The following is a 23,664-nucleotide window of genomic DNA, read 5'->3' on the forward strand; positions in this document are numbered from 1 at the left end:
TGTACTGGGCCGTACGAGGCGTTGATACACCGGTTGACCAACACGGCATAAAGTGCTAAGGTGACGATTGCGTGGTACACAGCTGTACCGCGTGGCGCATAAGGAAAGGAAGCGCCAAGCATCACTGGGCGTTCGTTCTGAGCGTTCACCATTCAAAGGAGAAAAAGCATGCGCCGAAATACCGCGCTTACTCGCATTATGGCATCCGGCGTGGCCGCCATAATGCTCTGCGCAGGAGGCACGTTCACTGTAAACGCCGCCGAAGAAGAACCAGTTAAAGCCGACGTTTCGGTCAAGGCCATCCAAGGCTTAAGCGATGATTTCATCGGCGGTATGGACGTCTCATCCATGCTCTCGCTGGAAGAAAGCGGCGTCACGTTCAAGAACGCCAATGGCGAGGTCGAGGATTTGTTCACGTTGCTCAAGGAATCCGGCGTGAACTATGTGCGTCTGCGTGTGTGGAACGATCCGTTCACCGCAGACGGCCAAGGATATGGCGGCGGCAACGTCAACGCCGATCGCGCACTGACCATGGCCAAGCGAGCCACGGCAGCAGGGCTGAAAGTGCTGGTCGACTTCCATTACTCCGATTTCTGGGCCGACCCCAGCAAGCAGCAGGTGCCCAAGGCGTGGAAATCCTTTGAAGGCGACGCGGACAAAACCGCCGACACCGTATACGACTACACCAAGCAGACTCTGACCACGTTCAAACAAGCCGGCGTGGACGTCGGCATGGTGCAGGTCGGCAACGAAACCACTGCGAAAATCGCCGGCATCTCCGGCTGGGACGGCATGTCCAAAGTATTCTCCGCAGGTTCCAAAGCCATACGCGAAGTGCTCCCCGAAGCCAAGGTCGTCATTCATTTCACCAACCCGGAGAAAGCCGGCACCTACGCCACTTACGCCAAACAGTTGAGCAACCACAATGTGGATTACGATGTGTTCGCCAGCTCCTACTACCCGTTCTGGCATGGCACCACCGAAAACCTCGCCAGCGTGCTCAAGAACGTGGCCTCCACTTATAAGAAAGATGTGATGGTGGCGGAAACGTCGTGGGCATACACCTTGGATGATGGCGACGACGATTCCAACACAGTGCCCAGTAAAGTAACCGCCGATAACCTCAAGAAATACGACATCAGCCCGCAAGGCCAGGCCGATGAGATTCGCGCGGTCGCCGAGGCCGTGAACAATATCGGCGACAATGATGGCGATGGCGAAAATGACGGCCTGGGTGTGTTCTACTGGGAGCCCGCATGGGTGCCCGTGGGCACCGGCGGCAAGGATAACGCCGAACTGGTGGATACGTGGAACAAGTACGGTGGCGGCTGGGCCACTGAAGCGGCCGGCGAATACGATCCCAATGACGCCGGCCTGTACTGGGGCGGCTCAGGTGTCGATAACCAAGCTTTGTTCGATTTCGATGGCAAGGCGCTCGCCTCTCTGCCGACGTTCAAGTACATTCACACCGGTGCCGTCACCGATCATGTGTTCACCAAGATAGATCCAGTGGAGATTACCGCGACTGACTCGGATTCCATCGACGCGATCAAAGCGCAATTGCCGAGTGAGGTGACCGCACACTATCAGGATGGGGTGGACGAGACCGAAACCGTGACCTGGCAATCCGCTGCGCTTGACTGGATTCGTGGCGCAGGCACATACACCATCACCGGCACCACCAACGCTGGCCACGACGTGACCGTCACCGTCACCGTCACCGCCACTCCCGCCAAGGATTACGTAACGGACGGCAGCTTCGAGAACGCTGAGAACGATAAGAACTGGACCATTGCCGGCACCGGTGCGTCCATCACCGAAGACAGTGGCAACGCCGCCGACGGCAAGCGCGCGCTGAAGTTTTGGGCATCCGATGCCTACAGTTTCTCCGCCACGCAGACCATCACCGGACTCGAGCCTGGCGAATACGTGCTGACCGCCATGAGCCAAGGCGCGGCAGCGGACAACGCCGCTATTACCGATGGTGTGGCCCTCTCCGCCACAACGGGTGGCAAGACCACGTCCGATGCGCTGGAACTCAACGGTTGGGTTAAGTTCGATACCGCCACCGTGCCTGTCACCGTGGGTGCTGATGGCACAGCGACCATCACCATCACGGGCAACCTGCCTGCCGACGCATGGGGCAATGTGGACAAGGTCTCACTCGTCAAAAAGACCGAAACTCCGGTGAAGCCATCCACGGAGAACCTGGACAAGGCCGTGGCCGAAGCCGGGAAAATCAATCGCGATGAGTACACCAACGAGTCGCTCGCCAAACTCGATCAGGCGCTTGCCGCCGCTGACGTGCTGCTTGCCGGCAGCACCTACACCGAGCAGGACGTGAACGATGTGATCAAGCTTGTTGCCGATGCCATTGCCGGCCTCGCCCAAAAGGAGGTCTCCAGCCTGACCGTCACGCCAAGCAAAACCACCTATCAGGTGGGCGATGCCATCGATGCTGACCATGATCTCAAGGTCGTGGGCAACTATTCCGCAGGCATGGGTAACGTGACGCTTTCCGCCGGCCAGTTCACGCTCGATTACGATTTCTCCGCTCCCGCTGATGCGGCGAAGGTTACCGTAACGCTCAAGTCGAATCCGAATGTCACCGAAACCTATACGGTTGCGGTTACCGCTCGGGCCGAAGGTGGTTCCGGCAACGGCTCGGACGGTGCGGGTAATGGCGGGGCTACTATCAATCCCGATACGGGCGAGGGCGATAAGACCAACGGTGCGAATGGCGACAAGATCACTGGTGTGCTGAGCAATACCGGTAGCGCGGTGACTGCCGTGGGTCTTGCGGTTGTCGTTCTCGGCGTGGCCGGCGGGGTCTCGCTTGCTTTGCGTCGTAAGCGCTCCTGATAGAGACTGATGCGGCATTATGATGCGGTTGCTGGCAGCCGGCAACCGGCTGCCAGATGCCATCTGTCGGCTGTCGTTTATCGGTTGTCGGCTGTCAGATGCGTCTGTCTCGGCGCAGCGATGCGATTCTGTCCCGGTTCGTGCATCAATCGTTTGATGTGGGTACCAGGACAGAAATCACTGTCCTGGTTTGCGAAAACGGGTGTTTTTCGCGTACCGGGACAATTCCCGTTGCCCCGGTTTGCACGTCAATCGTTCTACGTGAGAACCGGGACAGTATGTTGATTTCGGGATTGGCTGTATTCCGCCGATTCTGTTTGTCGGGGTATGTGGACTTTGGGGATTGTCTTGTCCTGGTTCTCGAAAATGGCCCGAAATTGCGTACCGGGACAACGATTTCTGCCCCGGTGCAAACGTCAATCGATTGACGCCTGTACCGGGGCAAATTCGCGCCCGGGAACAATAGGGCGAGGGCCGGTCGCAGGAGTAGAGCGTGATGTTGTCATGATTGCGCCCGGCTCTCCCACACGGAAGGCCGGGCGCAATCATGCCGTTTGGTTGCAGCACCCGCACATCGCCTGCATAACCGTGTACAGTGGCGTGTAGTTGCAGTACATGAAGGAGCATCACAAGCCATGACCAACGGACACATCAACCCCGCCAACGTGCCGGACATCGCCTTGAAAGACGGCCATTCCATTCCGCAAGTCGGTCTCGGCGTGCTACGTATCGACGACGAGGGCGTGGTCCCCGTCGTCGAATCCGCGTTGGAAGCCGGCTACCGCCATATCGATGGCGCCGCCGGATACAACAACGAGGCCGGCGTGGGCCGCGCGCTCGCCGCTTCCGGATACAACAAGGGCACCAAGCGCGAGACCCTGTGGGTCACCACCAAGCTGCGCGACTCCCAGCAGGGCTACGACTCCGCGCTCAAAGCTTTCGACAACTCGCTGAAACTCCTCCAGCTCGATTACGTGGACATGTACATGATCCATTGGCCCACGCCGTTCGACTGGCGCAGCACCGACACCTGGAAGGCGTTCGTCAAGCTGCGCGACGAAGGCATGGCACGCACACTCGGCGTATGCAACTTCATGCCCGCCGATCTGAAGCGTCTGCACGAGGAGACCGGCGCATGGCCGGCCGTCAATCAGATTGAGCTGCACCCCACGTGGCAGCAGCGCGAAGTGGTGGCGTTCTGCAAGAAGCACGGCATCGCCGTGGAGGCCTACTCGCCGATGGCGCGTGGCGCCGACCTCAACGCCGGCGACGGCACCATCGAGAAGATCGCCGCCGCCCATGAGGTCAGCCCGGCCCAGGTGATTCTGCGCTGGCACATCGAAAACGGCACGATCATCATCCCCAAGTCCGTGCATGCTGACCGCCAGAAGGAGAATCTCAACCTGTTCGGCTTCGCCCTGACCGCCGATGAACACGCTGCCATCGACGCCCTCGACGGCCCCACCCGCGCCGGCCACGACCCCCTCACCTTCACCTATGCGTGATTGATGGCACGTCGTAACGCCCACTTCCGCCGTCGTTTCAACGCCTCTGGACCGCTGGAGCGCGTGCTGATTCTCATCGTTCTCGCCGCAGCAATCGGCGTGACCATCGGCCTGCTACTGCCGCAGGTCAGCTCCGACGCGGCCAAAATCACCGGTGGCTACACTGCCACCGGTTCAGCCGCCGACACTTTGAACGCGCTCGCCGTAGACGACAACCAAAGCTCCTCCGGCTACGACCGCGATTCCTTCGGTTTCCGCACCACCGACGTCGACGGCAATGGCTGCGACGTACGCGACGACGTGCTCGCCCGTGATCTCACGGACATCACCTACAAATACGCCGGTTCCTGTGTGGTCGAGTCCGGCACACTGGCCGATCCGTACACCGCTCAGATCATCCATTTTGTACGTGGCCGCGCCACCAGCGCCAAAGTGCAGATCGACCATGTGGTGGCCCTTGAAAACGCTTGGCAATCCGGTGCGCACGACTGGTCCACTGCCAAACGCCATGAATTCGGCAATGACCCCTACAACCTGCTGGCCGTCGACGGCCCGGCCAATCAGGAGAAGGGTTCGGCTTCCGCCGCCTACTGGCTACCCACCAACGCCGACTACCGTTGCGATTACGTGGCCCGCCAGATTGGCGTCAAAGACAAGTACCAGCTCACCGTCACCTCCCAAGAAAAGGACGCCATGCTCGCCGTCCTCCACACCTGCCCGGGCCAGGCCGTGCCCGCAGACCAGTAAGAGGAAGGGTATCTCGCTTGAGAGAGGTACATTAGGCCATTCGCAGAGTGCTATCTGCTTTCAAAGCAGATAGCACTGTCAGCTGCACTTTCATGAGCGAGTTTTCTACCGTCTGGCACATTTCATGAGCGAGTTTTCTAGTAATTTCCTCATTTCATGAGCGAGTTTTCGGCGGTTTGTCACATTTCATGAGCGAGATGGCGGGGAATGCCAGCTGCCAGTCCGCCAGTCATCCATCAATCGTCCGCAGATTGTCCGTCTGTTGACGCGGGAAACATGCCCGCGCTATAACTGAGCCCGGTATGAAGGGAGAAGGGAATAGGAACAGACGATATGGCAGTAACACACACCGCAGCAGATGCCATTGCGGCAACCACTATGACGAACGCCGTGGCAGACATCGAACAGGAAACACCGGAAATCGAGAAGGAACGCCAGCTTGCCGGAGTCGGAGCCGGAGCTGGAACCGTGGCAAACGGCAAGAAAAAGCCGCATGACCATGCGCTGGCCAGCATCCTCGGCCCCGCGTTCGTGGCGGCCGTGGCCTACGTCGATCCTGGCAACGTGGCGGCCAACATCACCTCCGGCGCGCGATACGGCTACCTGTTGGTGTGGGTGCTGGTGCTCGCCAATGCCATGAGCGTGCTTATCCAGTATCAGTCCGCCAAACTCGGCATCGTGACCAACAAATCCTTGCCGGAACTGCTGGGTGAGCGTATGAGCGACGCCGGCCGATTCATGTTCTTTATGCAGGCTGAAGTCATCGCCATCGCCACCGATCTGGCCGAGGTGATCGGCGGTGCCATCGCCCTGAACCTGCTGTTCGGATTGCCGCTGTTCATCGGCGGTTTGGCGATTGGCACAATCTCCACGGTGATGCTGTGGTTCCAAGGTGGCAAGACGCAAACCACGTTCGAGCGCATCATCATCGTGATGCTGCTGATTATCACATTCGGCTTCATCGCAGGCCTGTTCGTGGACCCGCCGAGCCCCGGCGAAGTGGTCAAGGGCATGATTCCACGCTTCCAGGGCACCGACTCGGTGCTGATGGCCGCCTCGATTCTGGGCGCCACCGTGATGCCGCACGCCATCTACCTGCACTCCACGCTGGTGAACGACCATTACGCAGGCGGCGAAAAGCCGTCGATCAAAACGCAGCTGAAAGGCTCGAAAATCGATGTGGTCTGGGCGCTGTTGCTGGCCGGCACCGTGAATCTGGCGATGCTGGTGCTCGCCGCCAACTCGCTGCACGGCATGTCTGGCACGGATTCCATCGACGGCGCACAGCGGGCGATCGCGCAGGTGCTTGGCCCGGTGATCGGCACGATCTTCTCCATCGGCCTGCTGGCTTCGTCGCTGAGCTCCACATCGGTCGGCACGTATGCCGGCTCGGAAATCATGCACGGTCTGCTGCACGTCAACGCCCCGATGTGGGCCTGCCGCGTGGTCACGCTGGTGCCGGCACTGATTGTGCTGTGGTTCGCCAAGGACCCGACTCAGGCGCTGGTCATCGGCCAGGTGGTGCTTTCCATCGGCATCCCGTTCGCCGTGATTCCGCTGATGCGATACACGCATGACAAGGAACTCATGGGCAAGTGGGCTGATGGAACCGTCAAGCACGTGATTTTTATGATTGTGGTGGCACTGATTGTGGCGCTCAACGTGCTGCTGATTGTCCTGACGCTGATGGGCAGGGCGTAATAGACTCCAGCTGAAATCCTGCGATAGCACAACATAATAAGAAGCCCCGGTGTTGGAACCGGGGTTTCTTATTATGTTGAGAATGGTTGAATCTGCCGTCAGTTCGCAGCCATACGCCGCGCACGCCGTTCGCGCAGCGCGCGCAAGGAAATAATGTCTCGCGTACGACCGGCACCGTCGCCCTTGACGCCGAAGAACACCATCAACACCATTGCCAGACAGATTATTGCGGAGATTCGCAGCGCCCATTGAATGCCGAAAATCGAAGCGGCGACGGCGGAGGCGCCGCCCTGCTTATGCAAAGCGGCAAACGTTTCCATCAGAATCACCAACACGGGTGCGCCCACAGCGCCCGCAATCTGACGCGCGGTATTCGTCACCGATGATCCGGCGGACACTTCGCTCGGCCCGTTCAGGCAATTCAGGGACCACGTGGTAATCGGCATCAGCAGGAAACCCATGCCGATCTGACGGATGAACTGGCAGATCGATACCCACCAGATCCACGTATCCATCGCCACCAGCGACATGCCCAAGGTGCCAAGGGTCAACACAATCGAACCGAACAAAGCCACCGGGCGCGCGCCGAACCGATCCATCGCGCGGCCGCCGAAGAACTGGGAGACGCACTGGCCGATGGCGCCCGGCAGCATGATCAGACCGCTCATCGTGGCCGAATAGCCGCGGTCAGTCTGGATGTAGAGCGGCATGATGACCAAAATCGAACTGAAGGCGAAAAATGCCAGCGACGCGGTAATAGTGCCGACGGTGAACGAACGGTTCTTCAGCACTTCCAAGTCCAGCAGCGGCGGCTGGGGGAGTGCCGACTCGTCCTTGGCTACGGCCTCGCGATACCGCTTGCCAGCGCGCAGGTTGCGCATCACAAACCACACGATGCCGACCAGTCCCACAACCATCGGCCCCCACGTGACCGGTGCTGCGAATCCATAGGTCTCTGAATTGGTGAAGCCGAACATAAGCCCGCCAAAGCCGATCACCGACAGGCATGCCGAGAAGAAGTCCGCGCGGGCCGAAGGGTCGTGTGAACCGAAATTATGCAGTCCGAACATGGCCGCCAGCAGCGAGATTACGCCAATGATGGTCATGGTCAGGAAGATCGAGCGCCAGCCGTTGGCATCGGTCTGCCAGCCGCCCAAGGTGGGGCCGATGGCTGGTGCCACGCTCATGGCCATGCCCACCGTGCCCATGGCAAACCCGCGGCGAGACAGCGGGTAAATGGAGAACACGGTGATTTGCAGCACCGGCCACATCACGCCTGTGCCGGCAGCTTCGAGCACGCGCCCGACCAGCACCCATACGAAGTTTGGCCCCAACCATGCCAGCACGGAGCCGAGTGTGAACACCGCCATCGAGCAGATGACGATCTGGCGGGTGGAGAAGCGCCGGGTCAGAAACGCGGTCAGCGGCACCATCACGCCCATAACCAGCTGGAACACGGAGGTCAGCCACTGGCCTGTGGTCACGGAAATATGGAATTCCGACACGATGATCGGCAGCGCCGAGCTCAGTTGCAGCTGGGTAAAGTTGCCGACAAAGGTGATGAAGGTCAGGATTGCGATCGAAATAAACGCGGCATGACTCAGCTTGCCGTCAACGTACGATTCCTCTTGGCTCAGCACTCGTTGCAGTTCGCCACGACGGTTCTTGATTCCGCTCTCTCCAGCCACGCACACACTCCACTTCCGTTGCTCGGCCTGATGGCTTTGGGCGGTGTCGGTTGGCATGTCGGTTCTTCATGCGGCGTCATATGTCGCGCAACAATCGATGGTTTCGGCGACCGTCTCTTCATGTGCTTGGCCGGGCAGCCTCTCAAAAGCACCCCAATACGTTATACCTGGGGGTGCCCAGTCGGTTCGGAATATGTGCAGAAGCGGGGAGCGAACCCACTTTTCGCAAGAGACCGGGGCATAATAGGCGGTTGGTCATTGCATAGATATGCAAGTTGGCTCAGACATTTTGGGAATTGGTATGAGCAGGCATAGGGCAGGGCACGCAGTAAGTATTCCGAGCAGAAGGCACCGTGTCTGGCCATGGGTGGTGTCGATTCTGGCATTGCTCGTGGTGCTGTTAGGCGTGTGTGGATTCTGCGGATTGAAACCGTATTCCGGAAGCCAAGCAGGTTAAGGCTCATGAGGAGCAGGCTTTGCAATTGTTGGGTGGCATATCCGATCTCAGCAATCTCGACAACGTTGATAAGGTGAGTTAGCAGATCGATCAAGCGAAGACCGAAACCGCCGCGGCGAACGATATTGTGCATGGCACGCTGTGGAACATTGCCTCGAAACTGCCAGTGTATGGCGATGACATTACCGCCGTGCAGGGCATGACTTCGGTAGTGGATTCATTGATTGGCGACTCGGTGCCGCAGTTTATGAATGTGCTGACTACTTTGAAGAATGCGCAACTGAGCACAGGGGATGGGCAGCTGAATATTCAGCCGATTCTGGAGGCGCAGAAGACCATTGTCTCAGCCAATGAATCGCTGCAACAGCAGGTCCAGAAATATCAGAATCTGCCGAAGGCCCATATCGGCATAGTCAACGATGCCTACAACACCGGCAAGACTCAATTAACGAAATTGGCCGATAGGGTTGATCAGCTATCTGGCATATTCCAGATTCCGCCGAATTTTCTCGGCTCTGGCCAGACGCGTACATACGCGTTGATGGCCATGACCACTTCGGAGGAGCGCTCATCCGGTGGCCTGATTGGTTCCGTGGGTGTGGTGACTACGGACAACGGCAAGATTAGTATTGGGGATTTCCGCTCGAACAAAGAGTGCATCCCGTATGGTGCTGGTGATCCAACGGAAGATGAACAGCGTATTTTCGAGCAGTGGGGGCCTCTGAAAATGTCGTTCGATATCCGTGATTTGGCTGTATATCCTGATACCTCTCGTGTTGCAGAAGGTATGCAGTCTATCTGGCAGCGCACATCATGGGGACGTGACACTCCATTGGATGGTGTGCTCATGGTTGATCCGGTGTTTCTGCAGGAATTGGTGAAAATCAACGGCAACATCACGCTTTCTGATGGCCGTGTGCTCGCCGGAGGCAACACTGCTGAATTCCTGTTAAACAAGGTGTATATCGATTATCCGGTTTACATGCAGGACACCTATTTTGCCCAAGTCGCCGAGCAAACAGTTAGTAACATGTTCTCTAATTTGGATTTGACGAAGCTGAGCAAGGTAGCGCAACTGATGGGAAGTATGTCGGAAGGTCGTTGCTTCTCAATGTATTCGTTTGACGAGGCTACTGAGAAGACTATTAGCGATGCAGGCTTCACTGCACAGACTCCGAGCAGTGAGGAACATCCGCAGGCGGGTGTGTATGTGACTGAGCAGAACCCGTCAAAGATGGGGTGGTATATTCACCGCACGTCGAAGATAACTCGTTCCGCCTGCAATAATGATGGTTCTCAGACCTACCATGTGGAATATACGATGACGAATACGATAGACGATAACCAGATTGGCATAGCTGGAGCTGCCGGAACGTATATTCTCAGTGTAAACGCTGATCAACAAGGCCGTGGCGTAGAGAAAACCTTAATCTACGCTCCTGCGGGAGGCAGCCTCACGAATCTTCAAACCTCAGGTGGTACGGTGACTGGTAGTCGTCAGGAGACTTTGAATGGCAAGACCGTGTATGCCAGCATCGCCAATATCGGCCCTGGAGAATCCGTTACCTACTCCTTTGATGTGACTACCTCTATCAAGGCCGTCTCCGACCTCACCATCGACCAAACTCCAATGGGCTGGACTGATTCCGGTGTCACCACTGACACCGCTGCCTGTTCCATCAACAAGCAGTAAAAACTGAGCTCTCTCTGTGAGGGAGCTGTCAGTCGCGCTGACTGAGGGAGGGATCAAAAAACGGCGCTGTTGTTGTTTTCGTGGGTGGTGGTTCGTTGTTGAACCGTTGTGGGAGTAAGAGAAGAGCGCTTTTTGGGTAGGCTGTTTAACGACCAAGAAAAGCACAGCCAAAAAGCGCCTGATGAGCAGCATATTCAACCAGCTTCTCAACGTCAAAGGCACGGTGGTCGAGGACGTGCGGATCGTCGACTCGCCGTTGCGTCCCGAGCCCGTGCTCGAGGTCCGCGTGCGCCCGCGTGCGGGCGCGCTCAGATGCTCCCGCTGCGGAAGGAGGCGCCGCGGGTATGACCAGGGCGGCGGCGTGCGCCGCTAGCGTGGCCAGGACTTCGGGGCTGCTGGCGCGTCGAACTGGTCGCCGCCATGCCGCGCGTGGACTGCCCGAGGTGCGGCGTCGTGGTCGCCTCCGTGCCGTGGGCGGAACCGGGCAGCCGGTTCACCAGGGATTTCGAGGCGGAGTGCGCGTGGCTGATGACGGTCGCGAACCAGAAGACGGTCAGCGGTTTCCTTCATGTGTCGTGGAGGACCGCCGGCACCGTCGCCCGTCGGGTCGCGGAACGCGTCAAGGCGTCGATGCCGTCGCCGTTCGACGGCCTGCACGCGATCGGCGTGGACGAGACCAGCCATCGCAAGGGCCACACGTACATCACCGTGGTCGTCGACCACGAGCGGCACCGGGTCATCTGGGCGCACGACGGGGTCGGCGGGGACGTGTTCGACCTGTTCTTCAAGGCGTTGACGCCCGAACAGCACGCCTCCATCAGGGTCGTCACCGGCGACGGGGCCCGCTGGATCGACCCGTGCGTCGGCCGGTGGCGCCCGAACGCCGAACGCGTATTGGACGGCTTCCACATCGTCAGCTGGATGACCGACGCGCTCGACAAGGTCAGGAAACGCCTGTGGAACCAGGCGCGCCGCGACGGCGATGAGAAGACCACGAAGCGCATGCGCGGCGTCAAATACGCGGTCCTGAAGAACCCCGGCGACCTGACCGACAGACAGTCCGAGGCGTTCGGGAACCTGCGGAACACAGGCCCCAAGGGCCAGCTCTACCGTTCATGGCAACTCAAGGAACTATTGAGGACCCTGCTCAAGCACCCGCTCGAACAGGCCAGGGGCGAGTTGAGGCACTGGGTGTTCCGGGCCTCGCATTCACGCATACCCGAGATCGTCGAACCGGCGAAGAAGATCCGACGCCGCCGGCCGGACATCCTGCGCACGATCCAGCTGGGCTACTCCAACGCCAGGCTCGAGGCCTTCAACAACAGGATCAAGGTCACCATCCGCATGGCCTACGGCTTCCACCGCGTCACCAACCTCATCGCCCTGATCATGCTCCGATGCGGTGGACTCGACATCCGACTACCACAACCCACGATCTAACCCACGAAAACAGCAGAAGCCTCAAATAAGTCCCATACACAAACAATTTGACAAGCTCGTCGAACACCTTCTGTCCGTGACCCTGATGCATCCAGATGACGCGCCCCCGGTCGTGGTCGACGACCACGGTCATGTACTTGTGGCCCTTCCTGTAGCTGGTCTCGTCCACGCCGATGGAACGCGGCCCGTCGAACAGGCCCGGACCCTGCTCCGCTCGCAGGTCGTCGGCGACCCGTCTGCATACCGGGCCCACGCTCTTCCAGTCCATGCGCATCAGCCGGCTCACCGCGCTTCTGGGCGCGTGCACGTTCAGAAGCGCCGTCTGCTGTTCGAAATCGCGCGTGTACGTGCTCTTGCGTCTGGCCCACGGCATCATCGCGACGGTCACGCCGTGATCAGCGCATGTCACGCGCGGCGGCGCGTACTCCAGCATGAGCCTGGCGCACCCGATGTCGAGGTGACGCCACCGGCGCACGCCTAGCCGGTCGTACGGCCTGACATGCTTCCCGCACCTGGTGCACCGGTCCATGTCCTTCGCGTACGGTCGCACCGGGACTATGACGACGTCTCCGCCATGTGGGTCCTTCTCGATGCGCGGCACGCCGGCTGATATGGTGGGCAAAGGCGTTCCCTCTGTTTTTTCTGTTTGTGTTTTTGGCGGAAACAAACCTAACAGGAGAACGCCCCTTTCATACCCGCACACAGGAAGAACTCGGCAACGACACCGACCCCGCCCCTCACTACACAAACTGGCGAAGACTCAAGAAAACTCAGTATGACCCAGTTCCCTTAAACACAGCGACTACTGTCTTCAACAGAATCGCAATATCTCCGGTAATGGACCAGTCCTGAATATATGACACATCCGCATATTCCGACTGTTTCTGAGTCAAATCGCTGCGTCCGGAAATCTGCCAAGGCCCAGTAATACCAGGCTTCACCAACAGTCGTGTGGAATACAGCATGCCATATCGTGCGACTTCCTCAGGCAGCGGCGGGCGAGGCCCGACCAGACTCATATCGCCCTTGAACACGTTAAAGAACTGCGGGAACTCATCCAGAGACGTCTTGCGAATAAAATGACCGATCTTGGTCACGCGCGGATCATCCTTGAGTTTGAAAATGAAGCGATTCTCAATGCCACGTTCCTTAGCCAATTTGGCCTTGATCTCGTCGGCATCGGTACGCATGGAACGGAACTTATACATGGTAAACGGCTTGCCGTAAATGCCAATGCGTGTTTGTGAATAGAACACCGGGCCGCCGTCTTCTCGTTTGACTTTATACGCCACCCACAGCATGATGGGCGAGCTCAGAATAATGGCGATGGCGGAAAGCACGATATCGCAAATACGCTTGAGAATGCGAGTAATAGCTGAATACTGCGTGAGTCTAGCAGTGACCACCGGCATACTCGGATCATTGCGGAAGTGCAGATCTGCGCCGCTTAGATCGGCCACGGACGCAGTCATTGCCAACTCAATGCCCATGGACTCCACCGCGAGCGACAACGTACGCATGGTTTCGGAATCGCGGGTCAGTACGTCGGCCACTAGCACAGTGCGTGCTTTCATACGCTTGGCTGTCTGAGGCAGATGGGAATTAAGTGGTAATACCTTCAACCGAGCTTCGCTATCATTAGCGGGGGCGAATGGTACCGACACCAGATGGTGAGCCTGATCGGCATCATCCTCTTTTTTGGCCGAAACAACCGGGCACACAGCAACCGGTGCATAGCCAACACTTGGACATTGGCGCAATTGTTCGAGCGCGTCATGGATTCCTTCTGGAGAACCGATTACTACCGTGGGATAGTTGAATTCGCCCTTCATACGGTTGCGGTGCAAGGCACAGCGCATCGCCCAACGCTCGATGATGACCAGTACTAGTGAAACTAGAGGAACGAAGATGTTTAATGACCGGGGAAGACTGAGATGGAAGAGGTAGCCCAACGTGCATAGCATGATAAAGTCAATGAACGCTGCGTTGAGTAGCTTGGCATACAGGGCGTAACCTTCACCCATGGTATGCCGTTCGTAAGTGCGTGCAGCATATAGACTGATGAGCCAAGAGGCGCAAGCCAGCGCCAGGAAGCTGAATATGCCGTATTCTCCAGGACCTATGCCTCGCACGTATGCGTAGGCGGAAGGACGGAACAAGAACACGATTCCTGAGGCCGCAATGGTCGTCAACAGGTCGAGTGCCACCAGTGTGGTGTTGTAAATGTAGCGCCATTTCGGAATGGAATAGCCGGTGAGATAGTGAGTGCCCATATTGTCGTTGTGAGTAGAGCTACCGTCCGGAGCAGAAGAGAAATAAGTACCGTCAAAGAATGTCGGCGTGATGGCTGCCGTATCCACCGGTGCAGAGAACGATGCCGACGCTCGGCTGGCGCTGATCCTCACATGAGGCATTGACCTGGTGCCAGTACCATTATTTTGCGTGGATGATACGAATGCTGTACCTCTATCTTTCGACATGATGTCTAAATTCTTCCTCTGTGGTTCCCCTCAACCTTCAGAGGAACAATGCCCTTGTTCTTTCATTCTTCTGCACATCCTAGCACGAATGCTGCTCATCCCGCGTTCGAACGCGTCCTGAAAGGGGAACGCGCCACCCGCGACGCGACGCTCGCGCTCCTCGAACGGTACGGCGGCCCCGCGGGCATGAAACGGGCCGGGATCGAGGACGTGAAGGACTGGGCCAGGTCCAACGGGCTTCGCGCCGGCCGCATCATCGACGACATGTTCAAGGCCATCGGCGAGCAGACCGTCACCATGCCCGGCACCGGCATGGCCGAAACCATCATCCCCTCCATCGCCCGCGACATCAAGGCCATCAAGGACCGGCGTCGCGAGATCGGCACGCAGGTCGAGGCCCTGCTGGAGGACCGCCCTCTTCTCACGGTCCTGACGTCGATGCCCGGGATAGGCGTCAGGACCGCAAGCAACATCCTCCTCGGCATCGGCGGCGACATCGCCAACTTCAAAAGCGCGGCCCACCTGGCCGCCTACGCCGGCATCGCTCCGGTCACCGGCCAGTCCGGCACCGGCATCAAGGGCGAGAGACCCTCCGGACGGGGCAACAAACGCCTCAGGAACGCGCTGTGGCAGTCCTTGTTCGTCGCCGGCACCAAACACCCGCCGTCCATCGCCTACTACAAGCGCAAACGCGAACAGGGCACGCACCACAACGCCGCCGTCATCTGCCTCGCGCGCCGCCGATGCGACGTGATCTACAGCATGCTCAAAAACGGCGTCCTCTACCAGGAACCAGTCCTCGTAGCCTGAACCGGGCCACACGGGAAAGGACGCCGGACGCCACCGGCAGGGCGAAGCGCGCCCACGACAGCCAGCCGGAATCCCGACACGTCAACTCCCCAAGGAGTTGACAAAAAACATAGGAACACCTCCACACACCAACACGACACCCCACACAAAGATTGACAAAAACATAGGAACACCCCTCTATCATGGGCCCCCTGAGGACGTGCGGAACGCTTGTGTTATATGCGCAGGTCATCTATGACCATTACTCGGCATCAGTGAACCATTGCAGGATGCGTGTGCTTTGTGTTGCGTGTCGTAGGCGAACAGGGATTGTCATAGAGTGGTGCCAGCCGGGGCGTTCCGTTGACCGGTTCCAGAATCGCATAGCTCTTGACATGAGCGTATGGCCCGGCATCGATAGTGAAAGTTGTGCGTTACTGGGGGCTGTTTCGTTTGTCTCCTCGGGGGTGCCGTAGGAAACTGTGAGAGTGATTCCAAGGGCGTTGCACAATGTCAGGATACGGCCGATGCTGGCGTTCTCGATTTTGCCCTGTTCGAATTGGTTGATCCAAGGGCGGCTTAGACCGGTGCGCTCGGATAAATCAGCTTGGGTGAGTCCCTTGATGAAGGCGGTTGGGGTTATAGGCCAAAATGTGTGTCCGTTTTGGCTTGTGTTCCTTTGTGGCAGTGGGCGTTTCTCCTGTTCGAGTTGTATGGGCGGGGAACTCGAGGTCGGCCAGAATGTGTGTCCGGAATAGCCGGTCAGGCCTTGCGGCACAACGGTTGAGTGACTTTCGAGTTGGCGTGGCAGATTGGGTGGATGAACACACCTTGTTGCGCCGTGTGCGGCGAGCCGATGAAGCGGAACGGAAGGACGAGCTCGGGACGGATCAGGTGGCGGTGCCGGAACGCCGGCTGCGGGAGCTCGCGCACCCAGTCGCGCGACAACAGCGCCCGTGATCTGCGGTGCGGTCTGGACTGGCTGTTCTCGAAGCAGTCGCAGGCCGGGCACCGGCTGCCGGCACGCACGCTGCGCCGCCGGTGCGAGCTCATGTGGAGCCTGTGGCCGCCCGTGCCCCTGGTGGACGAGGTGCATCATGTGGTGCATGTGGACGGCATCCACCTGCACCGCGACGCGGTGGTCCTGATCGCGGTGGCCGGCGGGCACGTGATCGGCTGGCACGTCGCCAAAAGCGAGAAAGCGGCGGCATGGCAGTGCCTGATGGCGCGCATCGCGCCGCCGGACGTGCTCGTATGCGACGGCGGGGGCGGCGTCCTCAAGGCCGCGAAGGCCATGTGGCCGGACACGCGGATCCAGCGGTGCCTGTTCCACGTGCAGGCCAACATCCTCGAACCGGCCGGCAGGCGGCCCAGACTCGAGGCGGGCGGACGGCTGCGCCGGGTGGCCCTGTCCCTGCCCCGCGTCGGGGACGCGGGCGGCGCGGCCGAATGGCTGGTCTCCTACAACCGGTGGGAGCAGGACTTCGCCTCGTTCCTCGACGAGAAGAGCGAATACGCCGACGGCAGTGTGAACGACATGCACCAAAGGCTCGTCAAGGCACGGCGCATGATCCGCAGACGCATCCGGGAGGGTCAGCTGTTCACGTTCCTCGACGAGGGGCTCGCGTCCGTCGGCCCGGTGCCGTCCACGAACAACCTCGTCGAATCATGGAACGCGCGCCTGCGCGACATGCTGCGCCGCCACCGCGGACTGCGGTGTTTGTGTTCAATTAGTTGTTGCGGGTTTAGTCACGATGATTTTTCGGGTTTAGGCAGAGCATGCCGACCACGGAATGGTCTTAACTGGATGGTGCTTGTATCTCCGCCAGAAAGGACCGGAAAGGATTATGATCAGCATGCCCCAAGTACAGTCTATCCGTCGTTTGCGGCGGAACGGGGAATCCGTCGCGTCGATCGCGCGGAAAACACATGTCAGCGAGCCGACGGTGCGTAAGTACCTCGCGAAGGAGGATCTGTCGGCCGTGCCGTCGGTGAGAAAGCCGCGCGCGTCGGTGATCGACCCGTATCTGCCCGTGATCGAGCAGTGGCTCGCGGAGGATCGCGCGAACTGGCGCAAGCAGCGGCATACCGCGACCAGGATCTGGGAGCGGTTGAGGGACGAGCATGGCGCGGAGGTCTCCCTGTCCACGGTGACGCGGGCGGTGGCGCGGCTCAGGCGTGAGTTCGCGGCGGAGCGTGATGAGGCGTTCATGGATCTGGTATGGCATCCAGGCGAGGCGCAGGCCGATTTCGGCGAGGTCGACGTGCTGTTGCGCGGCGTGGTGCAGCGGATGCATCATTTCGTGCTTGATTTCCCGTATTCGAACGTCGGTCTGGTGCAGTTGATGCCGGGCGAGAACGCTGAGTGCACGTGCCTGGCGTTGCGCAACCTGTTCGAGTGGCTGGGCGGTGTGCCGGAGCGGATCGTGTTCGATAACGCCGCCGGCGTGGGCCATAAGGGGTACGGGGAGCGCGAGCCGCGCCTGACGCACCTGTTCCAGGCCTTCCAGGCGCATTACGGGTTCGATTGTTCGTTCTGCAACCCGTATTCCGGTCATGAGAAGGGCGCGGTGGAGTCCAAGGTCGGCATGGTGCGGCGCAAGCTGTTCGTGCCCCGGCCGAGCGTATGGAGCCTGGAGAACTTCAGCGCCGGGCTGCCGGACCGGTGCCTGGAGCTGGCCACGAAACCGCATTACCGCAAGGACACGGAGGAACGTGGCCTGTTCTCCGAGGACCGTGCGGCGCTGCTGCCGTTGCCCGGGAAGCGTTTCGACGTGGTCACGTGGCGGCATATGAAGGCCGACCGGTACGGCGTGGCCGCGCCCGGGGACGGCATCGCTGTTCCGCGGACCGGGCGAACGCGGGCAGAGGGGTGATCGTGGGCCTCCGCGCGCTCGAGGCCCGGGGTCCTCGACTCGTCGGGCAAGCATCTGGCGACCCATCCTCGGGCGTACGGCCAGGCCAGCACGAACAGCGAGGACCCGTCCATGCAGTTGGCGCTGCTGTGCAACAAGCCCGCGTCCTGGCCCAACAGCCGGGTACGTGACGCGTTGCCGGACCCGTTGCGGGAATGGCTGGATCGGCAGGACGGACAGACACGCAACGAGGCGCTGCAGACCCTCAAACGCGTTGACAGGGAATCCGGGTGGGCGAACGCGGTCGAGGCGATGCTTTCCATCCTCGAATCGACCGGCGGGGCGGACCGCGCCGGTGTCACACTGCTCGCGGCCAGGCTCGCCGAGGGCGTGGCGGGTATCGAATACGACGATGACAGGCCGGATCCGGGTGAATACGACATCGCGTTCACCGCGGACGTCGGCGTGCAGGAAGGCGGGCGATGAACACGAAGACGGACGAAGGGCTCTACGAGAAGGCCCGCAAGCTGTTCATCTCCAAGGCGAGCATCGACGAATTCGCCGGCTGGGCCACGCCCCGCCAGGTCGACGCCGTCCACCGCCTGCTCGACACGGAACTGGCGAACAGGGAACGCGCGAAGCACGACAGGCTCCTGCGCCGCGCCCGGTTCCCCGTCGTCAAGGGTCTCGACGGCTACGACTTCACGAACGTCAGGCTCCCCGACGGCTACATGCTCGATGAGCTCCTAGGGCTCGGTTTCATCCCGCGCGCGCAGGACCTGGTGTTCTACGGCAAGACCGGGCGCGGAAAGACACATCTCGCGATCGGGCTGGGCATGAAGGCGATCGACATGGGGCTGGGCGTGCGGTTCCATCAGACCGCCGAGCTCGTCCTCCAGCTGGGCAAGGCCAAACGCGACGGCACGCTCGAGACGATGCTCCGGGACATCGGCCGTGCCGACCTGATCATACTGGACGAGTTCGGCTACGTACCCTTCGACATCGACGGGGCGCGCCTGCTCTACCAGATCATCGCGGGCAGCTACGAAAGACGGAGCATCATATTCACCACGAACATCGAGTTCAGTAAATGGGGCACGGTCTTCGCGGACGACAAACTCGCCGCAGCGATCATCGACCGCATCGTGCACCACGGGCGGCTCCTCGAGTTCACCGGCCAGAGCCGCCGCGTCAGTGAGGCCCTCATGTTCGGCAGGAACACCTCCGCGCAACCGGAAAAATAAGGAAAATGCATGCAACTGCCTAAACCCGAAAAAAATACATGACTAAACACGAAACACCGACTTGACGAAATACACTGCGGCTGGTCAGACGGCTGAAGGCGATCTGCTGGTGGTGCCATCAGCACACGGCGCATCCCGAGACCGACGCGTGGCTCGCGGCCAACGCGATGACCGACGAACGACTCGAGCGCCTCTACCGGCAGGCATGGGAAAGGAGCCCGCAAGGCCAGTACGAGACGTTCGGCACCCCCGCAAGATACGGCACCGGCATCGACTGGAACGACTTCCACACCAGGGTCGAATGGCAGTCGAACGACTAAACCACCAGACACACATTTTGGCCTATAATCCGGCGGTTGGAATTGAAAAAGTAAAAGGTCTCCGACTGAATTCACCAGCCAGAGACCTTTCTGATTACAACTGAGGTTGAGGAAACCTCGGCAGTCAGGTCCAACGAGGCGAAAGTCAGTGGCGCCGCCTAGAAGATTGCCCCGAAGCTAGCGCGACCTTTCTGCTAGAACACAGCATACCAGCATCCATCGAACCTTCCCCCGTACGCTGGACAGACCAAACCAAGGAACTACTAGCGTGGCGTCTTGGCACGGTGTCATTGTGCCAGCAGGCATAGTGACTGGTTACAACTAAAGAGGAGGTTCTCATGGAAGGCAATGACCATGACAACCGTCCGAGATCTGACCGGCAATACCGGGAAGGCCTGATGACGGGCCTGTTGATCGCTCTGGCCAACCAAGTTGGACAGGGATGGTCGACGGCTATCATCATCGCCACACTGGTGTTGCTTGGTCTGAGCCTCAGGCGAGGCCGCTGATTCGTCAGCGGAATAGCCGGAACCCTTGACGGGTTCCGGCCCCTCGTCTTCACTATGACTCATAGTTTAATGCAGCTGTATATGCTTGTGGGCTTTGCGCTGGGGGAGGCTGGAGCGTGTGGGTTCGGCGTCGATGTCGACGGTGACGCGGCCACGGTTGGTCAGGTCGCGCAGGTCGGCAATCGCTTGCAGATTAGTGCTGGCCTTGGCGTTGGCTGGCTGGTAGGCGCGGGCTGCCGTTCTCTTTTGCTGCTCCATGCTGTGGATGAAGAGGGCCGCGTTGTTGACGAAGCATTTTGCGCCGGTGAAGGTCGTCTTGATGCTAATGGCCTTCCACGTGCTGAGGGTGATGAAACCGGAGAGATTGATAATCGCAGGGCTACTTGAGACGCGCACCATGGTGGTGTGCGTGTGCAGAAGCTGCTGCACATGTATCGTCTACTGTACTGCTGCCAATTGGTTTGCGGCGATGATTTCGGCGAAATCCACGGCGGCCCGCTTGAGCCGGCGATCCAAAATGTTCTCGTCGGGATTCGCCGTCGTGATCGCGATGTTAATGCCATACGTGATGATGGAGTGTGGCTTTCCGCTGCTGCCCTTTTCGACGCTGGATGCAGCAGATGACTTGTCCGTCTCGGTCTCGGCCATAACATGCCGTCCGCGTTCGTACTGGTCATGTGCGTATGCAGGCATCCGAACCACTGTCCTCCCTGAAAATCCGTTGTTCTCAGGTTATATCACGCCTTGTCTGACGATGAAATACCGAGCATGGACTGTGCAAACAAAAGGACGCCAACCTTCACGGTTGACGTCCCCTTGGCCCTACCGGCAAGAATGCATCCAGTTCGATGTGTCGAATCAGGCGGCCTTCTTGCGGCCGCGGCGCTTCATGGTGCCGGCGGTGGCGTTGGCCACGTCGAAGATCACGGTCTTGCTTTCGGGGTAGGCGGTACCGTTGACGGACTGGTAGGCGATTTCGCCTTCCGGAGCCTCGGGCAGAGTGAAGTATGCCTTCACTGCTTCAATGAGCGTGGCTTCCTTGACGCTTACCGAAGCAGCCTGCTTGCCTTCGGGCTTGCTGAACTTAATGGCGTTGTCGGCCTTGGCGGTGGTCGGGGTTACGGCGATCTGCTTGGTCTTGTCGTTAATCAGCACCTTGACGTACGCCGGGAATCCGAGCACTTCAGCGGTGGCTTTGTTGAAACGAATGGCGGAATCGGTAACGGTCAGAACGGTCTTGCCCACCGGCTTGACCAGCTGAACCTCTTCGAATCCCTGAAGCAATGAAGCCATAATTGCTCTCCTTATTGCATTGGTCACGTGTTTTTATTTACGTCACTAATTGTAACCAGCTAATTTCGCATTATACAAATCATATGCATGCATGATTGCATAATTGAAGAACATTTGACCTACGTATTGCGCTCCCTGAATAGTACCGATTTAACCAATACCAAGAAAAGCGGAAACAAGAACCCGCAATATCAGCCGTATTGAATATAGCAATATGCAATTTCAACATCGCAATAACTGACGGCTTTTTTGCTGGCTCTATTCGCCGATATTGCATTCAGGCCACAGCACTGAGCATAATATCGACGCCGTGCTTGATTTCCGCATACACGCGTTCAAACACCTCGCGTGATTGACGATGAGGGTCTTCGGTTTCGAGTGCCGTAGGCAAAAACGGCCGCAGCATAGATACGCAATCCATGATTTCGATGAGCCTGTCTGCGGTGGTATCGCCGGCAATCGGACCCTCAGCATGCATATGTTTGCAAGCGTTCACGAAGTCATTGAACAGAAATACTTTGCGAATAGCCAGTGGATTCTGCTCAAGCAAATCGGATATTTGCTCACGCTCAAAACACAGAATCAGGTCGGCTTGCCGGCTGATATCGGTGGTGAGAGGGGTGGAAGAATGGGAATTCGCGTCAATGCCGTCGTTCTTCAGCAAATCGATAACCATCGGATCGGCGGGATGCGGGGGATAGTGCAGAGTACCCGCGCTGCGCACGGTGATATTGTCGTTCTGCAAGCCAATTCCTCGGTCGGCAAGCTTGGCTCGGGTGTAGTATTCGGCCATCACGGAACGGCATTGATTGCCGGTGCATACATACATGATTTGCATAACAACGTCCCTTCTCAAGTGTTGTGAGCATTCCCTCATATATTCCAGTGAGCATTCCTCGCGAATATGCGTGCGTTATGTACCGTAGCAATAAGATAACGTCCGATTTTTTGGGCCCTATTGCTGTTTTCGTGGGTGGCGGTTCGTCGTTGAGTCGTTGGGGGGCGTTTTTTTGGGTGGGATGTTCATCGACCAAGAAAAACGTACTACCCGGCGGCAGGCGCCTGATGAACGGCATATTCAAACAGCTTCTCAACGTCAAAGGCACGGTGGTCGAGGATGTGCGGATCACGGATTCGCCGCTGCGTTCCGGACCCGTGCTCGAGATCCGCGTGCGTCCACGCGGGGGCATGCTCCGATGCTCCCGCTGCGGCAGGAAGCGCCGCGGTTACGACCGTGGCGGCGGCCGTCGTCGTTAGCGTCATCAGGATTTCGGCTGCTGGAGGTCGAACCGGTCGCCGACATGCCGCGAGTGGACCGCCCCCGGTGTGGGGCCGTGGTCACGATGGTGCCGTGGGCCGAGCCGGGCAGCCGGTTCACGCGCGACTCCGAGTCGGAGTGCACATGGCTGATGAGCGTCGCGAACCGGAAGACGGTCAGCGGCTTCCTGCACGTCGCGTGGAGGACGGCCGGAGACATCGTCCGCCGGGTCGCGGACCGCCTCAGGGCCGCGATGCCCTCGCCGTTCGACGGCCTGGCGGCGATCGGCGTGGATACCGCAAGGGCCACACGTATCCGACCGTGGTCCGACGCACGGACCCCAAGGGCCAGCTCTACCGTTCATGGCGGCTCGAGGAACCGCTGCGCCTGCTCGGGCTCCCCCCCTCGACCGGGCCGGGGGAGAGCTGAACCGCTGGGTGTTCCGGGCCTCGCATAGCCGCATCCCCGAGATCGTCGAGCTTTCCAAAAAAAAAATCAGGAGACGCCGCCCCGACATCCCACGCACCATCGAACCGGGCTACTCCAGCGCCAGGCTCGAGGCCTTCAACAACAGGATCAAGGCCACCATCCGCATGGCCTACGGCTTCCACCGCGTCACCAACCTCATCGCCCTGATCATGCTCCGATGCAGCGGACTCGACATCCGACTACCACAACCCACAATCTAACCCACAAAAACATCAGAAGCCTCTCAAGTATCCAACTTTTCGTCCGCACCCCCACAAGGTTCTAATCAGGCATTACAGAAAGCGCGTCACCGGTTCCGAGAGGAGTCGGCGGCGCGCTTTCATAAGGGCACACA

At 59.2% G+C, this 23,664-nt stretch carries 20 protein-coding genes and 4 pseudogenes; 16 read left to right on the top strand and 8 right to left on the bottom strand.

The window, feature by feature from the left end:
- Positions 1-168: 168 nt before the first annotated feature.
- The 4 genes from AB5287_RS02215 to AB5287_RS02230 all read left to right on the top strand — a co-directional run bounded on the left by AB5287_RS02215 (position 169) and on the right by AB5287_RS02230 (position 6,815).
- The gene (locus tag AB5287_RS02215) at positions 169-2,862 is read left to right on the top strand and encodes a glycosyl hydrolase 53 family protein (protein ID WP_368220541.1); all 2,694 of its coding nucleotides are present in this window, start codon (positions 169-171) and stop codon (positions 2,860-2,862) included.
- 635 nt (positions 2,863-3,497) lie between these two features.
- Entirely contained in the window at positions 3,498-4,367 is an 870-nt protein-coding gene (locus AB5287_RS02220; protein ID WP_368220544.1) for an aldo/keto reductase, read from the top strand.
- Positions 4,368-4,370: 3 nt separating this feature from the next.
- Positions 4,371-5,114 (top strand): HNH endonuclease family protein, encoded by a 744-nt coding sequence (locus AB5287_RS02225; RefSeq protein ID WP_032745962.1) that lies wholly within the window; start codon positions 4,371-4,373, stop codon positions 5,112-5,114.
- A gap of 333 nt (positions 5,115-5,447) precedes the next feature.
- Complete coding sequence (locus tag AB5287_RS02230) at positions 5,448-6,815, top strand: Nramp family divalent metal transporter (RefSeq protein WP_368220546.1); 1,368 nt, start codon at positions 5,448-5,450, stop codon at positions 6,813-6,815.
- Positions 6,816-6,913: 98 nt separating this feature from the next.
- Here the strand turns inward: AB5287_RS02230 and AB5287_RS02235 are convergent, their stop codons facing one another.
- Positions 6,914-8,503: an MDR family MFS transporter gene (locus AB5287_RS02235; protein WP_368220688.1), complete on the bottom strand. Its 1,590-nt coding sequence runs from the start codon at positions 8,501-8,503 to the stop codon at positions 6,914-6,916.
- A gap of 367 nt (positions 8,504-8,870) precedes the next feature.
- Between AB5287_RS02235 and AB5287_RS02240 the strand changes: the two are divergent.
- From AB5287_RS02240 to AB5287_RS02250, 3 genes and pseudogenes are all read left to right on the top strand, one after another.
- A pseudogene (locus tag AB5287_RS02240) lies at positions 8,871-10,653 on the top strand (DUF4012 domain-containing protein).
- Positions 10,654-10,834: 181 nt separating this feature from the next.
- Complete coding sequence (locus AB5287_RS02245; RefSeq protein WP_032682610.1) at positions 10,835-11,026, top strand: hypothetical protein; 192 nt, start codon at positions 10,835-10,837, stop codon at positions 11,024-11,026.
- A gap of 47 nt (positions 11,027-11,073) precedes the next feature.
- Positions 11,074-12,093, top strand: a complete 1,020-nt coding sequence (locus tag AB5287_RS02250) for an ISL3 family transposase (protein WP_080574825.1) — start codon at positions 11,074-11,076, stop codon at positions 12,091-12,093.
- On the opposite strand, the gene AB5287_RS02255 is transcribed toward AB5287_RS02250, so the two are convergent.
- Together AB5287_RS02255 and AB5287_RS02260 are read right to left on the bottom strand one after the other, a co-directional pair.
- The gene (locus AB5287_RS02255) at positions 12,041-12,502 is read right to left on the bottom strand and encodes a helix-turn-helix domain-containing protein (protein WP_179132462.1); all 462 of its coding nucleotides are present in this window, start codon (positions 12,500-12,502) and stop codon (positions 12,041-12,043) included. The two genes, AB5287_RS02250 and AB5287_RS02255, sit on opposite strands and share 53 nt — an antisense overlap.
- Before the next feature lie 361 nt (positions 12,503-12,863).
- Positions 12,864-14,507: a sugar transferase gene (locus AB5287_RS02260; protein ID WP_368220690.1), complete on the bottom strand. Its 1,644-nt coding sequence runs from the start codon at positions 14,505-14,507 to the stop codon at positions 12,864-12,866.
- 252 nt (positions 14,508-14,759) lie between these two features.
- On the opposite strand from AB5287_RS02260, the gene AB5287_RS02265 reads away from it, so the two are divergent.
- The gene (locus tag AB5287_RS02265; RefSeq protein WP_007058465.1) at positions 14,760-15,383 is read left to right on the top strand and encodes an IS110 family transposase; all 624 of its coding nucleotides are present in this window, start codon (positions 14,760-14,762) and stop codon (positions 15,381-15,383) included.
- A gap of 241 nt (positions 15,384-15,624) precedes the next feature.
- Here the strand turns inward: AB5287_RS02265 and AB5287_RS02270 are convergent, their stop codons facing one another.
- Complete coding sequence (locus AB5287_RS02270; RefSeq protein WP_226784147.1) at positions 15,625-16,140, bottom strand: helix-turn-helix domain-containing protein; 516 nt, start codon at positions 16,138-16,140, stop codon at positions 15,625-15,627.
- Positions 16,141-16,182: 42 nt separating this feature from the next.
- On the opposite strand from AB5287_RS02270, the pseudogene AB5287_RS02275 reads away from it, so the two are divergent.
- The 5 genes and pseudogenes from AB5287_RS02275 to AB5287_RS02295 form a co-directional block, all read left to right on the top strand.
- Positions 16,183-17,079: pseudogene (locus AB5287_RS02275) on the top strand (IS1249 family transposase); the annotation flags it as partial.
- A 139-nt stretch (positions 17,080-17,218) separates the two neighbouring features.
- A pseudogene (istA, locus tag AB5287_RS02280) lies at positions 17,219-18,703 on the top strand (IS21 family transposase).
- A complete protein-coding gene (gene istB, locus AB5287_RS02285) occupies positions 18,700-19,461 on the top strand; it encodes an IS21-like element ISBlo2 family helper ATPase IstB (RefSeq protein WP_007056226.1) in 762 nt (253 codons plus the stop codon). The pseudogene istA and the gene istB overlap by 4 nt, the downstream one beginning before the upstream one ends.
- Positions 19,462-19,535: 74 nt before the next feature.
- Positions 19,536-19,781, top strand: a pseudogene (locus AB5287_RS02290) (IS256 family transposase); the annotation flags it as partial.
- Between the two features lie 338 nt (positions 19,782-20,119).
- Positions 20,120-20,290, top strand: a complete 171-nt coding sequence (locus AB5287_RS02295) for a hypothetical protein (protein ID WP_007051350.1) — start codon at positions 20,120-20,122, stop codon at positions 20,288-20,290.
- Positions 20,291-20,356: 66 nt separating this feature from the next.
- Here the strand turns inward: AB5287_RS02295 and AB5287_RS02300 are convergent, their stop codons facing one another.
- The 4 genes from AB5287_RS02300 to AB5287_RS02315 all read right to left on the bottom strand — a co-directional run bounded on the left by AB5287_RS02300 (position 20,357) and on the right by AB5287_RS02315 (position 22,460).
- Positions 20,357-20,719, bottom strand: coding sequence for a hypothetical protein (locus tag AB5287_RS02300; RefSeq protein WP_007055288.1), 363 nt, complete (start codon positions 20,717-20,719; stop codon positions 20,357-20,359).
- A gap of 9 nt (positions 20,720-20,728) precedes the next feature.
- Positions 20,729-20,938, bottom strand: a complete 210-nt coding sequence (locus AB5287_RS02305) for a hypothetical protein (protein WP_007055293.1) — start codon at positions 20,936-20,938, stop codon at positions 20,729-20,731.
- 210 nt (positions 20,939-21,148) lie between these two features.
- The gene (locus AB5287_RS02310; RefSeq protein ID WP_007055289.1) at positions 21,149-21,583 is read right to left on the bottom strand and encodes a hypothetical protein; all 435 of its coding nucleotides are present in this window, start codon (positions 21,581-21,583) and stop codon (positions 21,149-21,151) included.
- 277 nt (positions 21,584-21,860) lie between these two features.
- The gene (locus AB5287_RS02315; protein WP_286118440.1) at positions 21,861-22,460 is read right to left on the bottom strand and encodes a protein tyrosine phosphatase; all 600 of its coding nucleotides are present in this window, start codon (positions 22,458-22,460) and stop codon (positions 21,861-21,863) included.
- A 188-nt stretch (positions 22,461-22,648) separates the two neighbouring features.
- Between AB5287_RS02315 and AB5287_RS02320 the strand changes: the two genes are divergently transcribed.
- The 3 genes from AB5287_RS02320 to AB5287_RS02330 all read left to right on the top strand — a co-directional run bounded on the left by AB5287_RS02320 (position 22,649) and on the right by AB5287_RS02330 (position 23,530).
- Complete coding sequence (locus tag AB5287_RS02320) at positions 22,649-22,840, top strand: hypothetical protein (protein WP_007055292.1); 192 nt, start codon at positions 22,649-22,651, stop codon at positions 22,838-22,840.
- A gap of 86 nt (positions 22,841-22,926) precedes the next feature.
- Complete coding sequence (locus AB5287_RS02325) at positions 22,927-23,298, top strand: transposase family protein (protein WP_286477292.1); 372 nt, start codon at positions 22,927-22,929, stop codon at positions 23,296-23,298.
- Positions 23,204-23,530, top strand: a complete 327-nt coding sequence (locus tag AB5287_RS02330) for a transposase (RefSeq protein ID WP_368220554.1) — start codon at positions 23,204-23,206, stop codon at positions 23,528-23,530. The genes AB5287_RS02325 and AB5287_RS02330 overlap by 95 nt, the downstream gene beginning before the upstream one ends.
- Positions 23,531-23,664: the final 134 nt, after the last annotated feature.

Origin of the sequence: Bifidobacterium sp. RTP21102st3_E2_RTP21102_210122, from assembly GCF_040916945.1 — a bacterium.
Taxonomy (GTDB): domain Bacteria; phylum Actinomycetota; class Actinomycetes; order Actinomycetales; family Bifidobacteriaceae; genus Bifidobacterium; species Bifidobacterium longum.

Excerpts from the sequence above, each read along its gene's own strand:
- AB5287_RS02215 (WP_368220541.1), top strand. The coding sequence starts at position 169 with ATGCGCCGAAATACCGCGCTTACTCGCATTATGGCATCCGGCGTGGCC.
- AB5287_RS02220 (WP_368220544.1), top strand. The coding sequence starts at position 3,498 with ATGACCAACGGACACATCAACCCCGCCAACGTGCCGGACATCGCCTTG.
- AB5287_RS02225 (WP_032745962.1), top strand. The coding sequence starts at position 4,371 with ATGGCACGTCGTAACGCCCACTTCCGCCGTCGTTTCAACGCCTCTGGA.
- AB5287_RS02230 (WP_368220546.1), top strand. The coding sequence starts at position 5,448 with ATGGCAGTAACACACACCGCAGCAGATGCCATTGCGGCAACCACTATG.
- AB5287_RS02245 (WP_032682610.1), top strand. The coding sequence starts at position 10,835 with ATGAGCAGCATATTCAACCAGCTTCTCAACGTCAAAGGCACGGTGGTC.
- AB5287_RS02250 (WP_080574825.1), top strand. The coding sequence starts at position 11,074 with ATGCCGCGCGTGGACTGCCCGAGGTGCGGCGTCGTGGTCGCCTCCGTG.
- AB5287_RS02260 (WP_368220690.1), bottom strand. The coding sequence starts at position 14,507 with ATGCCTCATGTGAGGATCAGCGCCAGCCGAGCGTCGGCATCGTTCTCT.
- AB5287_RS02265 (WP_007058465.1), top strand. The coding sequence starts at position 14,760 with ATGAAACGGGCCGGGATCGAGGACGTGAAGGACTGGGCCAGGTCCAAC.
- istB (WP_007056226.1), top strand. The coding sequence starts at position 18,700 with ATGAACACGAAGACGGACGAAGGGCTCTACGAGAAGGCCCGCAAGCTG.
- AB5287_RS02295 (WP_007051350.1), top strand. The coding sequence starts at position 20,120 with ATGGAAGGCAATGACCATGACAACCGTCCGAGATCTGACCGGCAATAC.
- AB5287_RS02305 (WP_007055293.1), bottom strand. The coding sequence starts at position 20,938 with ATGGCCGAGACCGAGACGGACAAGTCATCTGCTGCATCCAGCGTCGAA.
- AB5287_RS02310 (WP_007055289.1), bottom strand. The coding sequence starts at position 21,583 with ATGGCTTCATTGCTTCAGGGATTCGAAGAGGTTCAGCTGGTCAAGCCG.
- AB5287_RS02315 (WP_286118440.1), bottom strand. The coding sequence starts at position 22,460 with ATGAGGGAATGCTCACAACACTTGAGAAGGGACGTTGTTATGCAAATC.
- AB5287_RS02320 (WP_007055292.1), top strand. The coding sequence starts at position 22,649 with ATGAACGGCATATTCAAACAGCTTCTCAACGTCAAAGGCACGGTGGTC.
- AB5287_RS02325 (WP_286477292.1), top strand. The coding sequence starts at position 22,927 with ATGGTGCCGTGGGCCGAGCCGGGCAGCCGGTTCACGCGCGACTCCGAG.
- AB5287_RS02330 (WP_368220554.1), top strand. The coding sequence starts at position 23,204 with ATGGCGGCTCGAGGAACCGCTGCGCCTGCTCGGGCTCCCCCCCTCGAC.